The sequence below is a fragment of the Bacillus sp. DX4.1 genome, assembly GCF_030348195.1.
Classification (GTDB): Bacteria; Bacillota; Bacilli; order Bacillales; family Bacillaceae_G; genus Bacillus_A.
The window spans coordinates 2,303,054-2,318,639 of sequence record NZ_JAUCFT010000008.1 but is presented as its reverse complement, the minus strand read 5'-3'; the positions used below and the strand labels follow the sequence as shown (position 1 = coordinate 2,318,639).

Here is a 15,586-nt window from a genome sequence, read left to right as displayed (position 1 = left end):
TCATCCCCTACTGATCATTAGTTGAACGAATCGGGCTTTTACGGGCAGTTTATCCCCCATCTAACTTCTTTGCTTCTTGCAGAACTTTGAGGTGGGGGTATTTACTGCCCGTTAATGCGGGATAAATAATTCACCTAGTTAAAGGTATGACCTTTTTATTGTAACATGGTCTCATTACATCAAAAACCATTTTGCTTGCCAACGAAAAAAACTCTGCTATATGCAGAGTTTACGAGCTTACTTGTTCTTGCAATGAGATTGGCTTTTCAGTCTCTGAAAACCGAATGGGTGCTGGTTGCTTCGTCACTTCTATATGCTTTATATAGTGACCATCCAGTTCCTTGATACAAAACTTATAATTTTCAATTTCAACAATATCACCCTCTTCAATTTCCAGATGCTTTGTTAAAATCCAGCCGCCAATCGTATCAACGTCTTCATCATCGATTGACAAACCTAATAACGCATTTACTTCATTAACAAGCACTTTTCCTTCTAGAATCGTTTTCGTTTCACTGATATGTTGGATTTCCGGCTGTTCGTCTGTATCAAACTCATCCTGAATATCACCGACGATTTCTTCTAATATATCTTCAACCGTTACAATGCCTGATGTCCCGCCATATTCATCAATTAAAATTGCAATATGCGTCCGTTCTCGTTGCATTTTTAAAAACAAATCATGAATCGCAATGGATTCAATTACGAGAATAATAGGACGTATATACTGCTGAACTGTTTCTTTACTAACACCGTCATGGTTCACAAAATCTGTGAAAATATCTTTAAAGTTTACAAAACCAATAACATGATCTTTGTCTCCATCAATAATTGGGTATCTTGTATATCTCTCATTTGCCATTCTTTGCAATGCTTCCCTTACAGGAATATCCTTATCTAAAATATACATCTCTGTCCGGGGTACCATAATTTCTTTTGCAATACGATCATCAAATTCAAAAATTTTATTTACATATTTAAACTCAGACTGATTAATTTCACCATTTTTATAACTTTCTGAAACAAGCATTCGTAATTCTTCTTCTGAGTGTACTTCTTCATGCTCTTTTGCCGGTTGTAAACCAAACATTCTCGTTACAAACCGAGCTGATCCATTTAACATCCAAATAAATGGAAAAGCAAAACGATAAAAGAAAATAAGTGGTCTTGCCACAAGTAAACTAACTTGTTCTGCTTTTTGAATTGCTAATGTTTTTGGTGCTAATTCTCCCACGACAACGTGGAAAAAGGTAATGAACATAAACACTAGAATAACAGATAAGACGTCAGCGAGCGAGGGAGGCACTTCCCATCTTGCGAAAAGTGAATCAAACATGTGCTTAATCGCTGGTTTTCCTAACCACCCAAGTCCAAGAGCTGTCACTGTAATTCCTAATTGACAAGCTGATAAATACTCGTCTAAGTTTGTAATGACTGTTTTCACAGGAATTGCACGTTTATTCCCTTCTGCAATAAGAAAATCGATGCGTGAACTTCTCACTTTCACAATTGCAAATTCTGACGCAACGAAAAATGCAGTTAAGGCAATTAAAACAATCACCATACTTATACTATATATGTCCAAATACGTTTCCTTACTCACGCTGTAAGTAAGGAAGCCACCTCCTAATTATTTTATTCTATCGAAATAAGTACACTTACAAGTTTCTACATTCGTAATCACCTTTTTTATACATTATATGCATACATAAAGAAGATATTTATACTTATGATAATCGAATTAGATTATTTCCGTCAAATAGGATGTTTTGTAAAAATCAGACATTTTTTTCTCTTTTTCGAAAGATTTATATACTAAAAAACTGCTTTTCGTGAAAATACACTTTCTTTGCCGATTTCCCACTTCTTTTGTCACCCTTGGAGGGAACGAGCTATATCTCACGAAATTATTCAACAGGATATATATAGGAGGGATTACCTTGGAATATAAAACACCCTTTATGGCAAAAAAATTAGGTGTTAGCCCAAAGGCTGTTGTCCGGATTGCTCAACAATTAGAATTGAACATAGAAAAAAATAAATACGGCCATTTTATCTTTACCCAAAAAGACTTAGATCAAATGCTAGAATTTCAACGCTCTAGTTTAGAACAAACTCCAGCACCACCTTCATCACAAAATTCTGAAGCTAAGTCATCATCTGAATTCGAACAATTTGCCAAACAATTGAATGCCATCACACAACGTCTAGATCGTATGGAAGAAAAGATGCAAGATAAGGCAGATGATGTTGTCAGCTATCAATTGCTGCAACATCGTAGAGAAATGGAAGAAATGCTGGAAAGAATTCAAAAATTAGAAGTCGCTCTCGAGAAAAAAGAACCTCTTTACATTACACCAGATTCTCCACCAATATATGAACGAGAAGAAAAACCAAAACGCCGTAAAATGATTTTAAGTATATTTGGTTTTTAGTTCTTTTTATCCCGCTATTCGCGGGCAGTAATACCCCTACCTCAAAGTTCGGTGGGAAGCAAAGATGTTAGGTGGTGGATGAAGCCCCCCACTGATCAAAGTGTCACTTTATCCTATCGTGTGTTCCGTGTATAGCAATTGACTCCCCCTGGCCAATTGTTATACACTTTTTACTTATACAAAAGGATGTCTCGTTTCGAGACATCCTTTTCTTTATGATAACATTGTATTCATATCTTCAGCTGCAGTTGTAATCAATTTTAAACCGAATGTTTCTTGTAATACTTCAAGTACACCAGGGGAAATGAATTCTGGTGCTTTTGGACCGATGCGAATATCTTGAATACCAAGACTAAATAATCCAAGTAATATGGCAACCGCCTTTTGTTCAAACCAAGATAAAACGATACTGACTGGTAATTCATTCACTTCGCACTGAAATGCATCCGCTAAAGCCGCAGCTATTTTCACCGTTGAAATCGAGTTATTGCACTGACCTAAATCTATATAACGCGGAATCTCGGTACCTGGTACAACCCCATAATCCACATCATTAAAGCGGAATTTCCCGCAAGAAGTCGTTAAAATAACTGCTTCTGGTGGAAGTGAAGTTGCTAATTCTCGATAATACTCTCCGCCTTTTCCAGGGGCATCACACCCTGCAATGACGAAAAATCTCTTGATTTTCCCCGCTCGTACTGCCTCGATTATTTCAGGGGCTAGTGATAATACTGTATTGTGATGAAAACCAGTTACAAGTTGTTCATCTGACTCCATATGTACATCTGAAAGCTCTAATGTTTTTTCAATCAGCGGTGTAAAATCATTGTTTTCAATTTTTTCTACACCCTCTAGTCCGGCAATATCATATGAAAAGAAGCGATCAGAGTACGTTCCTTTAATAGGCATCACACAGTTCGTTGTGGCTAAAATCGTTCCTGTAAACTTTTCAAAGAGACGTCGTTGATCATACCATGCCTTCCCGATGTTCCCTTTTAAATGTTTATATTTTTTCAATTGCGGATAGCCGTGTGCTGGTAGCATTTCAGAATGTGTATAAATATTGATTCCTTTTCCTTCTGTTTGCTTCAATAATTCTTCTAATGCAAATAAGTTATGACCTGTAACAACAATTGCCTTTCCTTCTACACGATTTTGTGTAATGCGGACCGGCTCAGGAACACCAAAATGGTCCGTATGTGCCTTATCCAACAGCTCCATCACGCGTAAAGCAGATTTCCCTACTTTCATAGCCATATCAATATGTTCTTGCTCATTAAAGTTAGAATTAGTTAGTGTCATATATAATGCTTCATGAGTTGTAGCATCTACAAAAGAATCCGTATAACCGAGCTGTGCAGCATGTGTACGATAAGCAGCAATTCCTTTCAGCCCAAACACGATTGTATCTTGTAAACTTGCAATTGTTTCATTCTTTCCACAAACACCGATTACTTTACATCCACCAGTTGGCGTTTGTTCACATTGATAGCAAAACATATCATCCCGTCCCTTCTCAAGCAATCATTACCAATTAAGTGTAATATACATTGTGAAAAAGAGATGTGATGTCTATCACAATAATTTTTAAAACTTTGTGACATGTCGTTTTGTTAACATAATATTTTTACTGTTCCCTTTAATGAGCGACTGTGCATGAGCATTTCCTTGAATAATATCGCGAAATTCTTTTAAAGAATACAAATGCGTCAACCCTTTTCGAGCATGAATTCGGACAGGTACCCCTTGCAGTGTATCATGAAAAGCAAATGCCTCATCAATTGGCTCAATCGGAAAGCCTAGTGTAAGCAAATACATATACATCCGTTTCGTTACGACAGCTATATACCATTCCGCTTTCGTTTCCAAAGCGTGCATAAATAAAATAGCCGTCAATCTTTTAAAATGGCCCCGACCACGAGATGTTTTCACAATGCTTAACTTTCCTATTTCATATACATTTTTCAGATCCTTCACCAATTCATTTTTAGAAAACGGATAGAAAAACTCAGAATTAGATTGCTCAGGTGTCGTATATCGTATACATTCAACCGTGCCGATGTAGTTTTGATCTTCTATTAATAAAAATCGTGATGGATTTAAATTTCGCTCTACAAACATTAAATCTCGTTCTTCACAAAAATCTCCCCAAAGTTGCTCGAACCAAAAATGTTCTTCCTTCGTTTGAACACGCTGGAACATATTTCCCCGCCTTTCCCATCGCCGTTCTTTTTTGATAACGCTTTCACCATCTATCATATAAAAACAAATCTTGGTATGCAACTAAAACTATTTACTATCTATACATTCTATAAAAGGAAACAAATTCCTATTCTATTTTTATATTTATATAAAGTTTTATAATAGCTAGTAGAAATTCAAATTCTCTTCCATTTTCTATATGAAGTATTCCTTTACAAAGTAAAACTTTGATCAGCGGGGGTCTTCTTCATCCCCCACTGATCATTAGCCCTCACCAATTAGGCTTTTACAGACAGTTTATCACCCATCTAACTTCTTTGCTTCTTGTCGAATTCTGAGATGGGGGTATTACTGCCCGCGAATAGCGGGACAAACAAGAATTTACCTCGTTTTAAGGAGCTCTACTTTTATGTAGTACCTCACATTGGTCTAACTTCCTCTTTACCAAAAGAGTATATGTCTACTTTTATATAAGTAGTACACAAGAGAGAAAGTTTAATTTTTTCTGAATTTTACTTCCGAATAAAATTTTATTTGGAGAAGAAATCATATGAGCTGGCTTTCTTTGTTATAAGGAAATATTTAAAAAGTCTGGTAAAGATAGCTGCCCTATTTCTTCGTTATGTCGGCCACTCCGGTACTCATGTAGTTCAATCTACACTCCATATCCTCCTGGCTTCCGCGCCTCGAACTACTCTGCTCTCTTTCTCCTCCTTTTTGAATAAGCACTATAACATTGTACTTTTTAACCATCTCTCAAATATTTGTACAAGTCCGTGCTTTCCAGCCAATTTTTCTTCTCCTTGCTTTGTTTTATATGGATATAATTGCAAAAAGACACCGCAGCCAGCTTCAATCTTTTTCCCGTGCATATGACTACCTGGATATACACATATCACTTCATAAATCGCCCTTCGGTAAAAAATTCGTTTTCCATCTTGTTCTTCTACATATTTGATTGACCAATATTTGTACATCTGTTCTGTTGCTTTCGTATTGCCAATTGACTGAAAAATATTATACATGGGACTATATTTTACTTCGATAATGATAGATGATTGATATTTGTATTTCTCCCCCGTTTTCACATAGCAGTCTAAGCGGATATCAGGTTTCTTTGTATCTTCCCCGTTATAAAAATGACTGCCTTTACTAAGTGCAATTAGGGGATGCGTTTCAATGAGCTCATTAAACGCAACGTGTATCCTAATATTTTCACGATCTAAAGTAACCGTCGTGCCATCTTGTAAACCATCTAAATAAAAGTACGTTTGAATTTGCTCAGATAGCGGGATTTCATCTTTAAACCCTAATTTCTGCAATACGGAAATGACAGTAAAAAATGCGTAATATTCATAGACTAAAAACGTTGGTTTATATACAAATAAAAAAGATGGAGATTGTGGATTATGATGCGGCAAAATTTCTAAGTGATGTAACAATTGCCGATGTGGAGCATGTAAAGCATATGCAGTTATATATGTCTTTTCGGAGATATCTCTCCAAAATGGTGAATATAATAGACTTTGAAAATACTGCAGTGCTTGATATAAAATACTATAAAGTATTTTATACTCTTGTATTTTCACAGAGATTTTTCGCAAATCGGCTTCTTTCAACAAATGTATATTCCGATATTTTTGTTTATCTCGATCCGTTACAGACCCATTTTTTTCAATGGTTTGCATAATCGTTTTTACAGCTTGGTGTTCCTCTTTCTTTGTATCTCTAGCACCCTCTAATTTTTCAATCGTTTTTTGTAAAAAAGAGTGTACTTCTAGTAATGTGTCATGAAATTTTCTCATTTTATATTTTAAAAAGGCATTCTCCAAGGTATCCTTTTGTTCCATAAATCTGCGATTATAATGTTTTTCATACGGCTTCTTCTCACTCATCATCACACTTTTTCTCGTTGTTTTCCGTTCTCTTATCTCCCATTGATATACATAGTTATATTTTGTCCTCTCCTCAACCTCATCAAATAACTGCTTTATTTTTTTCATTTTTTGCGGGAGCATTCGAAGTAATACTAAATAAGAGGAATCTTCAATATCAGTGAGTGCTGAGAATGTCTTTTTATAGTAGCCTCGATCTAAAATGATTTCATTTAGAATCGACTTCACAGAATTTTGAATGGCTTCAAACTGATCATCAAAAAAGTTTTTCGGAACGATTTGAAAAGCACCATAATATATGTCTTCTTCCACTTGTACTTCAAAATGATAGAGTCCACAGCGCCATGGATAAAAAAGATCTGTTTTTCCATGTTCATATAGTAATACCCTATACTGTTTTTCATGTAATTCATATTTCCATTCTTTCGTGTCTTTTTGTCTCTCATACACTTTATTCCATACAAATGTGACGCGAACTGGTTTCTGACAATGTAAATGAAGGCGTAGAGGTTTTAATTCCTGTACTTTATATACACACTGTGACATTTCATTTGTTGATGTACAAAGATGATTCAAGAAAATAAAATCTCCTTTTGCTTCTGTACCTACGATTAATTTCAATACAAATGGAAGATTCTCATTTGCCCCTATTATTTCCGTCTCATACTGCTCCTCATTTCGCATACCCATACAACTCCAATTCACGCCGCTTTTGTTTTATATACGCAAGGGAATGTTCAAATGCAGAGACACAATTTGCAAGTGGTGATTTCAACAATGTGACAAGCTCTGCTCCTTTCTTCCCATCTTCACGAAGAAGTGGACCGATTGTCATTTCTGTTCCACGTAACCTCGTTAATATACGTTGCTTTACCTGCAAGTCAAACCCTTCTTCTCGACTTATCATATAGGACTGATTGTCTTGAAGAGGTATATTTTGTAAATAAGTAGCAATCGCAGTCGCGCACCGAAATGAGACTCCTTTTGAGGCATCGTATGAATATAGTACTCCATGCAGTTTATCTAACAGCTCTAGTTCTTCTTCAGAAAAAACATCAATCATTGGTTTATGACGAAGCCAATGATTGCGGAACTCTGCTGTAGTAATAGGAAAAGGACTCTGTACATTTTTTCCCCGCTCCATATTGATTTCACAAAATGGAATTTTTTGAAGTGTAATTAAGTTTGTTCGATCTAATAGGCGATCAGATAGCTCTTTCGTTGTCTCATCAAAATTCACTGTGCCAACAAATATAACATTTTCGCCAATTTCAATCTTTGCTGGAATGTGTTGTTCCGTTTCAGCAACCGTCTCGTATAAGGAAAGAACACGATGCTTCTTCTCTAATTGAAGAATTGATAAAAATGGTGTAAACCAATGTTCAATATGTGACATGTTCATTTCATCAAAAACAATCATATACAGCTGATTTGGATTCTCTTTTGCTTTTAGTAGCGTTCGTATCAATTTTGTTTCGCTTTCAATGTATGTTCCGTTCGGATGAAGATATCCAAGTATATCATGTGGTTCTTGATAAGATGGTGAAATTGGAATCCATACAAGCTCTTCCCCGAATGTTAATCCTAGCGCTTCTGCATACGCTTGCACGAAACGAGATTTTCCAATCCCCGGAATCCCGCCGATGATTGTTAACATATTTGTTTTGACACTAATATGAAAATTAAAGATATCTGTTTCATCTAAGTATAAGCCTTTCTCATGAACCAATTGCTGCACATACTTTAAAAAAGAAGATTCTCGTTCATTCCATTCCTGATCTTCCTTCTGATTCCTTATCTCCATCACTTCAATTTGCTTTCCCTCTTCTGCAATTCGCTTGACTAGTTGCTCATATACATTTGTACGCACAAAATACAAATGATGATCTACATCCGTTTCGATATACTTAGACCAATTATCGATTTCTATATATTTACTCTCTTTTTTGTTCTCACAATAGGCAATTGCACTGATAGAAGATTTTAATGATAAATTCCCATACAATCTTCCTTCACACCATAACAACTCTGGCACTTCAAAATCATGCGGAAATTTTGGAAGAAGGAAAGACAAATATCCTTTGCCAAGTTTACGTTCAAACGCTTCTCTCTTTTTTAATTCAGGTATTCTCGGGGATGGGATAATTTTATATGCATCAGCAATTTCTCCCTGCTGTGCACAAATTACTTCAACGTACAGACTCCCTCTCTCATAATAAAGTCGAAACAAAACTAATTGTTTTTCTAACTTCCTTTTCTTCATATCCGCAAAAATTTTCTCGTTTTTTTTATTGTTATATAACCCTTGAAACAAAAATGGTTCCCCTTCAAATAATGATGCCAATATAGAAGGCACTGGGGAAAGACACTGAACAAAAAAAGTATCTGCTTCTTTCTTCTGCTCACCTTCAACAAACTTTCCAATAAATCTCATATGGTGCATTCGTTTCATAAAACTTGGATGAAGAGCTTTATGTAGCTTCAACTAACTCACCTTCTTTTTTCATACTATTCTTATTGTATGAACCGCAAAAGAAAACTAGAAACAAAAAACCTGACGTTCTCCGTCAGGTTACATAAAGTGAAACTTTTCTCAGTCGGGGTTCCCTTCATCCCTACTGAAAATTAGTTGAAACAATCAAGCACTCATCAGTAGTTTATCCCGCACCTAACCTACAGAACCTTAAGATGGTGATTTTACTATCCGTTAATGCGGGATAAAGCGAAATTCACATTAGTACGAGGGGAACGCTTTTCTCTCTTTCATAATGGCATTATGAGCAATTTTCATCTTAGCTAATACATAGCGCAGCGTATCCTCAGCGCTTTCATCTTGATTATATTGCAAATTTGCTAACGTCTCCACAGAACAAGCTAAGTTTTCAATGGCCCCTCTTAATTCGGGATGATGGTTAAAAAACGATTCTTGTACTAATACCTTCCGCACATCACTTGCCAGTTCGATAACTCGTAACAACTGCTCTTTTTCTTCCATGCTCATCCCTCCTGAATATCTTATATATTAGATATTCTGCAAATGAAGCAAAACTCCTTGTAGTACCATAAGAAATATGCTCCACATATCATTTCATACACAATATTAGCAATTCTATTTATTTTTTCATTACTACTCGCTACATTTGATATGATGACACTTTTCAAATCCATTACAAAATAAAAAAGTCCTTTTTAAAGGACTTTTTTACATTTTTATATAACCTGTTAAAAGCATATATAGAGACACTATCGCTGCAATCACAATCACGACCATGACATATCTCTCCATACCAGTAAAGCATCGATTCCCCTTTTCCTTTCGAGCAAACATATAAACAAGAAGTCCGATGCCATACACGATGGAAACGAGCAATAAATTTTTTAAACCTGCTGCGTAGATAAGCCAAACGGAATATAGAGATGCGATTAAAGCAAGTATTCCATTTTTCAGCCTCGCATGTTTCAGTTCCTTCGTCACAACTAATTTCAGCTGATAAAGAGCTGATAATAAGTACGGAAGTAAAATCGATGTAGACGCGATAAAATACATGATTTGATACGTTGATTCAGAAAATAGAACGATAATAAACAATGTTTGTGCGACACCATTCGAAATCCATAATGCAGCATGTGGTGTCTGCTTTTTATTTGTCTTCGTAAAGACTTTCGGGAACACACCGTCTTTTCCTGCTACGTGAGAAATTTCCGATACGAGTAAAAACCAACCAATTAATGTTCCAATAAGTGAAGCAACTAGTCCAATGTTAATGGCAAATGCGCCCCAAGATCCAACAGCATGCTCTAATACATGTCCCATCGAAGGCGTTTCTAAAACAGAAAGTTCTTGTCTTGTCATAGCTCCCATTGAAAGGACAGAAATTAAAATATAAATGGACATAACTGAAATTAAGCCAAAAACTGTTGCTTTTCCTACATCACGGCTATTTTTTGCTCTCCCAGATAACACGACTGCCCCTTCCACACCAATAAATACCCAAAGTGTAACAAGCATCGTATTTTTCACTTGATCGAGTACAGAAGAAACAGTGACTGTTCCCTCTCCCCAAAAATCATGTGTAAATGTATCCCAGCGAAACGCAGTAACCATCATTACAATAAATAATAAAATCGGAACAAGCTTTCCGATTGTCGCAATAAAGTTCATAATGGATGCTTCACGAATCCCAATTAATATAAGAAAATGCAGTGTCCATAATAAAAGAGATGCGCCTACGATAGAAGCAACGTTATTTCCTCCTTTGAAAATAGGGAAGAAATATCCAAGCGTACTAAATAATAGCATAATCGTTGCTACGTTCCCTAAAATACCTGCAAGCCAATATCCCCACGCGCTATTAAAACCAATATATTCACCAAACCCTGCGCGCGCATAGCTATAAATGCCGCCTTCAAGCTCTGGCTTTTGCTGTGCTAACGATTGATATACAAGTGCAAGCGGAATCATCCCTAGCGCTGTAACACACCAACCTAGTAATGTCGCACCACTATTTGCTCCTACTGCTAAATCATGCGGTAAACTAAAAACACCACCGCCAACCATTGTTCCTACTACCAGTGCGATTAATGGAAAAAATCCTAATTTCTTTTCTATTGGTATCACCCCATCTGTCATTCTAGGTGTTATGTTCATCCGTTCAACTATTAAAGTCACCTTTTTCTCTAATAGACGCTTCTATTATATTTTTTCAGGAAAACATTACTTATTCTAAAAGAAAATGAGCAAAAAGGGAATACTTTTTTGAAAAAATGTATAAGTATGCACAAAAAACCATTCATTTTATGATGAACGGTTTTTTTTCAGCCATTTATTTGTATATTTTTTGCAAAATTCAACGTATAAGCTTTTCTTTTTGTAAATATTGTTGTGCTACTTTTTCTGCACTTTTACCATTTACATTAACTTCATAATTCATTTTTCTCATTTCTTCATCCGAAATTTTCCCAGCCAGTTTATTTAATATTTTTTCAAGCTCAGGATATTTTTGTAGCGTCTCTTTTTTCAGCAAGGGAGCTCCTTGATAAGGTGGGAATAGTCCTTTATCATCTTCAAGCACTTGGAGTCCGTATTGCTCTAATTCACTGTCAGTTGAATACGCATCAATTACATTGACATCTCCTGACTCTATTGCACTATAGCGTAACTTTGGTTCCATCGTTTTTACGTTTGCAAATTGGAAATTATACAGCTTTTGTATCCCTTTATAGCCATCTTCCCTGTCCGCAAACTCTAATGTAAATCCAGTCTTTACACTTGCAGCAACATTTCGTAAATCCGAAATTGTTTTCACGTTATATTGTTCTGCAACTTTTTTCGGCATTGCGAGCGCATACGTATTGTTATATTCCATCGGCTTTAACATGGACATATTATATTTTTGTTCCATGCCTTTGCGAGCTTGTTCATATACGGCTTTCCCGTCTGTGCTTTTCGGCTCTTCTTTCACAAAGGTAGATAAAGCAGTTCCTGAAAATTCGGGATAGATGTCAATTTCTCCTGCTTTTAATGCTTCAAATACGAAAGCCGTTTTCCCAAGTCCTGGTTTCAACTCAACTTCTAAATCGGTATCTTGTTCAATAAGCTGCTTATACATTTGGATTAAAATTTCAGGCTCAGATCCAAGCTTTCCTGCAATCACGATATCTTTCTTTTGCGTATTCCACAGAAATGGTGCTGCGATAATAACTACTGCGATACCAATTGCCAATACGGCACGCTTAGGAGAGCGTCTCGTGCTTTCAAACGTGCGAAGTACCCCATCAAAGAATAAAGCTAACAATGCGGCTGGTACAGCCCCTAACACGATGAGAGCATGATCATTCCGATCAATACCAAGTAAAATGAGTTTTCCAAGTCCCCCAGCCCCGATTAAAGCGGCTAAAGTTGCTGTGCCGACAATTAATACCATCGCTGTACGAATACCTGCCATAATAATTGGTAGTGCGAGCGGAAGCTCTACTTTCCATAACCGTTTCCACCCGTTCATTCCCATCGCCCTTGCTGCTTCTATCAGCGATGCGTCTAACTTATGGATTCCCGTATATGTATTTCGTAAAATCGGTAATAAAGCATACACAACTAACGCGATAATTGCTGGTATTTTTCCAATTCCAACTAGTGGTATTAAAAGACCGAGTAATGCTAACGAAGGAATGGTTTGCATGACAGCTGATGTTCCAATAATAAATTCAGCAATTCGCTCACGCCTTGTTAAAATAATTCCAAGCGGCACTGCAATAATCACCGCCAAAAATAAAGAGATTAGTGAAATTTGAAGGTGCTCAAAAAGTGCGTTTAGTAGTTCTTGTTTTCGTTCTTGAAAAGTTTGTAATAATGCTGACACTGTTTAGCCCCTCTCCTTCATTTCCCCGACTATGTACGCGACAATATGGTGGCTTGTTAATGTTCCAACATAACTTCCATCCTGTTCAATTGGCACAGCCCTATCTGTCTGTAAACGAAGCAGGGCCTCCTGTAACGATGATTGTGAGGAAAGAGGAGTAACACCTATTGGTTCATCTTCTATTTTTTCAAGCGGCAATATATCTTTTATGATTTTCCCCTCATACCATGGACGGCCCCGATTTCCGATAAACTCTTCTACGAAATCATTTTCCGGATTATGTAAGATTGCTTCTGGTGTATCGAGCTGCACAATTTTCCCTTGTCTCATCATACAAATGCGATCACCAAGTGATAACGCTTCTTGCATATCATGTGTTACAAAAACAATCGTCTTTTGAATTTTTTTCTGAAGTTTTACAATATCTTGTTGCAGTTGTTCACGGCTTAATGGATCTAACGCACTGAATGGTTCATCCATTAATACAATCTTTGGATTGGCCGCTAATGCTCTTACAACTCCAACACGTTGCTTTTGTCCACCTGATAATTCATCGGGCATACGGTCGCGATATACCTTCGGCTCTAACCCTACCATATCCAGCAATTCATCGACGCGTTTTCGGATTTTCTCTTTGTCCCATTTTCTCATCTCAGGTACCACCGCAATATTTTCAGCAATTGTCATATGAGGAAACAACGCAATTTGTTGCAATACGTAACCGATATCCCAGCGCAGTTCATGAATGTTATAATCTTTAATATCTTTTCCGTCAATGGAAATGGACCCTTCCGTCGTTTCAATTAAACGATTAATCATTTTCATCGTTGTTGTTTTTCCGCAACCACTCGGTCCAATGAGAACAAAAAACTCTCCTTTTTTTATTTCTAAATGTAACGAGTCTACCGCCTTCGTTCCATCATCATACTTCTTTGAAACGTGTTCAAATCGAATCACAAATACAACTCCCTTACTGTTGTTTCTTCCATTCTGATGGAAACGTGTCTTATTTTCAAATGATACGCTTGTTCTATATAAATCCATTTTGATTTTCCGACATATAAGCCGCGGCTATGGATAACAAAAGGTGACCTGCACTCGGTTTCTCTCTTTGTTTTCACTGTGTCTGGGGCAGGAAAAGGATCTGACCGCTTCTATGCATGAATGGATGCTCTCTCCCACCTAAAAAGAAGGGTTTTATGTTGTTTTTTTAATTTGTATTTATATATATGAAAAAAGAGCCCGTGCTTGAGCTCTAATGATCGAATACTATTGATTTTATAATTGCTGCATATTCGCGTATATACGCTTTTTTCTTTGAGCGCCTTGGCGTTGGGGCAGCGAGCGGCTCCATTTGCATTCCTAAACGCTTAGCAATAATTTTTGTTCGATATAGATGATATGTATTACTCACAACTACTGCGTGCGTTACGTTATATAAATCCATGCTAAACCTTATATTTTCATATGTACTTGTCGAACGATCCTCAATTAAAATACGACTCTCTTTAATGTCATGGTTCATTAAGTACTTTCGCATGCTGTGAGCTTCTGGAATATCCTCATCTTCCCCTTGTCCTCCTGATACAATTACTTTTGTTTCTGGATGAGAATTCAAATACATTAAAGCTACGTCCAATCGATTTTTAAGAGATAAAGAAGGTTTATCTCCAAATAATTTTGCACCTAAAATTAATACATACGGAGCGCAATTACTTACTTTCTCATAAGCAACTTTTTTCATGCGATATGTCATATACAGAATGTATAATGGTGGTAATAATAAAATAAAAAGTAGAATCCATTTGTTCATATATAAGTTTACACTCCCTTTCTTTATATTATATAGAAAAAGAAAGGGAGTCAGAAGTACTTTTTAGTGACTACGTTGTCCTGCGTTTTGAGGATTACGTGCTTTTTTAGAAGACGTATGGCACTGCGTCTGATTTCCTTTATGTTTCGCTGATCCTAACGCTTTCGTTTTTCCCATATTGTTTCACACCCTCTTTTATATGATTCCCTTATAGATTTTGTATTTTGGCTCTCGTCATACGATGGATTTACTGGAAGTTTCTCCGCCTTTTTTACATTTTGTTTCACATAAAAAGCGGCCATGTTACCAAAATTAAATCTATACTTAAAAATAAGCGTATTGCAGCAAACTTTTCGTTACATAATAATAATGATTTTTTCTTTTATAGCCCAAATGAGAAAGTCATTGAATTTATTGAAAAGGTGAATTTCCAACAAATCAATGGATAATATGTACTAAAAAAGGCACAGACTATGACTGTACCTTAAGTGCCGATATACTTTTATAGTTCCATACCGTTTAAGATATCCCTTAACACTTTTAACTCTTCAGCCGTCAATGTTACACCTTTTCCCATTTTGTCATGCTCCGGTGCCCAATCACGTAGATCATATTTTGGCTCTTTACCATTCCAGCTAATTAAGTTAAGTTCTTTATTCCAGCCTTTAGGGGACTGTGATAAAGCACCTAAGGTTTCTTTTATATCAAATTTGATTTCCGCCACTTTTATTACCCCCTTACAGTATATATTGACCATTTTGTTCTGCTACATTCTCTAAGTTTACATCGAGATGTAGTTCTTCTTCAATTAAAGTATCCGTTCGTTCAATAACATACTTCCCCGCCAGGTAGAGTAAATACCTCCAATCCATACGTATACAA

At 36.4% G+C, this 15,586-nt stretch carries 13 protein-coding genes; 1 reads left to right on the top strand and 12 read right to left on the bottom strand.

Annotation, left to right across the window (positions count from 1 at the left end):
* Nucleotides 1–229: 229 nt before the first annotated feature.
* Nucleotides 230–1,585, bottom strand: coding sequence for a hemolysin family protein (locus QUF99_RS14710; RefSeq protein ID WP_289370972.1), 1,356 nt, complete (start codon nt 1,583–1,585; stop codon nt 230–232).
* Nucleotides 1,586–1,940: 355 nt separating this feature from the next.
* Here QUF99_RS14710 and racA point away from each other — a divergent pair, with 355 nt between their 5' ends.
* Nucleotides 1,941–2,435 carry a chromosome-anchoring protein RacA gene (racA, locus tag QUF99_RS14705; RefSeq protein ID WP_289370971.1) on the top strand — a complete coding sequence of 165 codons (495 nt, stop codon included), beginning with the start codon at nt 1,941–1,943 and terminating at the stop codon, nt 2,433–2,435.
* Nucleotides 2,436–2,648: 213 nt separating this feature from the next.
* Here the strand turns inward: racA and hcp are convergent, their stop codons facing one another.
* The 11 genes from hcp to QUF99_RS14650 form a co-directional block, all read right to left on the bottom strand.
* A complete protein-coding gene (gene hcp, locus QUF99_RS14700) occupies nt 2,649–3,935 on the bottom strand; it encodes a hydroxylamine reductase (protein ID WP_289370970.1) in 1,287 nt (428 codons plus the stop codon).
* Between the two features lie 87 nt (nt 3,936–4,022).
* On the bottom strand, nt 4,023–4,637 hold the full coding sequence (locus tag QUF99_RS14695) for a hypothetical protein (protein ID WP_289370968.1): 615 nt from the start codon (nt 4,635–4,637) through the stop codon (nt 4,023–4,025).
* A gap of 728 nt (nt 4,638–5,365) precedes the next feature.
* Nucleotides 5,366–7,216 (bottom strand): hypothetical protein, encoded by a 1,851-nt coding sequence (locus tag QUF99_RS14690; protein ID WP_289370967.1) that lies wholly within the window; start codon nt 7,214–7,216, stop codon nt 5,366–5,368.
* Complete coding sequence (locus tag QUF99_RS14685) at nt 7,206–9,017, bottom strand: AAA family ATPase (protein ID WP_289370965.1); 1,812 nt, start codon at nt 9,015–9,017, stop codon at nt 7,206–7,208. Before QUF99_RS14685 ends, QUF99_RS14690 begins: the two co-directional genes overlap by 11 nt.
* A 249-nt stretch (nt 9,018–9,266) precedes the next feature.
* On the bottom strand, nt 9,267–9,527 hold the full coding sequence (locus QUF99_RS14680; protein WP_289370964.1) for a LemA domain protein: 261 nt from the start codon (nt 9,525–9,527) through the stop codon (nt 9,267–9,269).
* A 207-nt stretch (nt 9,528–9,734) separates the two neighbouring features.
* Nucleotides 9,735–11,162: an arginine-ornithine antiporter gene (gene arcD / locus QUF99_RS14675; protein ID WP_289374654.1), complete on the bottom strand. Its 1,428-nt coding sequence runs from the start codon at nt 11,160–11,162 to the stop codon at nt 9,735–9,737.
* A gap of 217 nt (nt 11,163–11,379) precedes the next feature.
* Nucleotides 11,380–12,891, bottom strand: coding sequence for an ABC transporter permease/substrate-binding protein (locus QUF99_RS14670; protein ID WP_289370962.1), 1,512 nt, complete (start codon nt 12,889–12,891; stop codon nt 11,380–11,382).
* 3 nt (nt 12,892–12,894) lie between these two features.
* Nucleotides 12,895–13,848, bottom strand: coding sequence for an ABC transporter ATP-binding protein (locus QUF99_RS14665; protein ID WP_289370961.1), 954 nt, complete (start codon nt 13,846–13,848; stop codon nt 12,895–12,897).
* A gap of 298 nt (nt 13,849–14,146) precedes the next feature.
* Entirely contained in the window at nt 14,147–14,704 is a 558-nt protein-coding gene (locus QUF99_RS14660) for a YdcF family protein (protein WP_289370960.1), read from the bottom strand.
* Between the two features lie 502 nt (nt 14,705–15,206).
* A complete protein-coding gene (locus tag QUF99_RS14655; RefSeq protein ID WP_289370959.1) occupies nt 15,207–15,428 on the bottom strand; it encodes a YdbC family protein in 222 nt (73 codons plus the stop codon).
* Nucleotides 15,429–15,441: 13 nt separating this feature from the next.
* Nucleotides 15,442–15,576, bottom strand: a complete 135-nt coding sequence (locus QUF99_RS14650; protein WP_289370957.1) for a hypothetical protein — start codon at nt 15,574–15,576, stop codon at nt 15,442–15,444.
* Between the last annotated feature and the right edge of the window lie 10 nt (nt 15,577–15,586).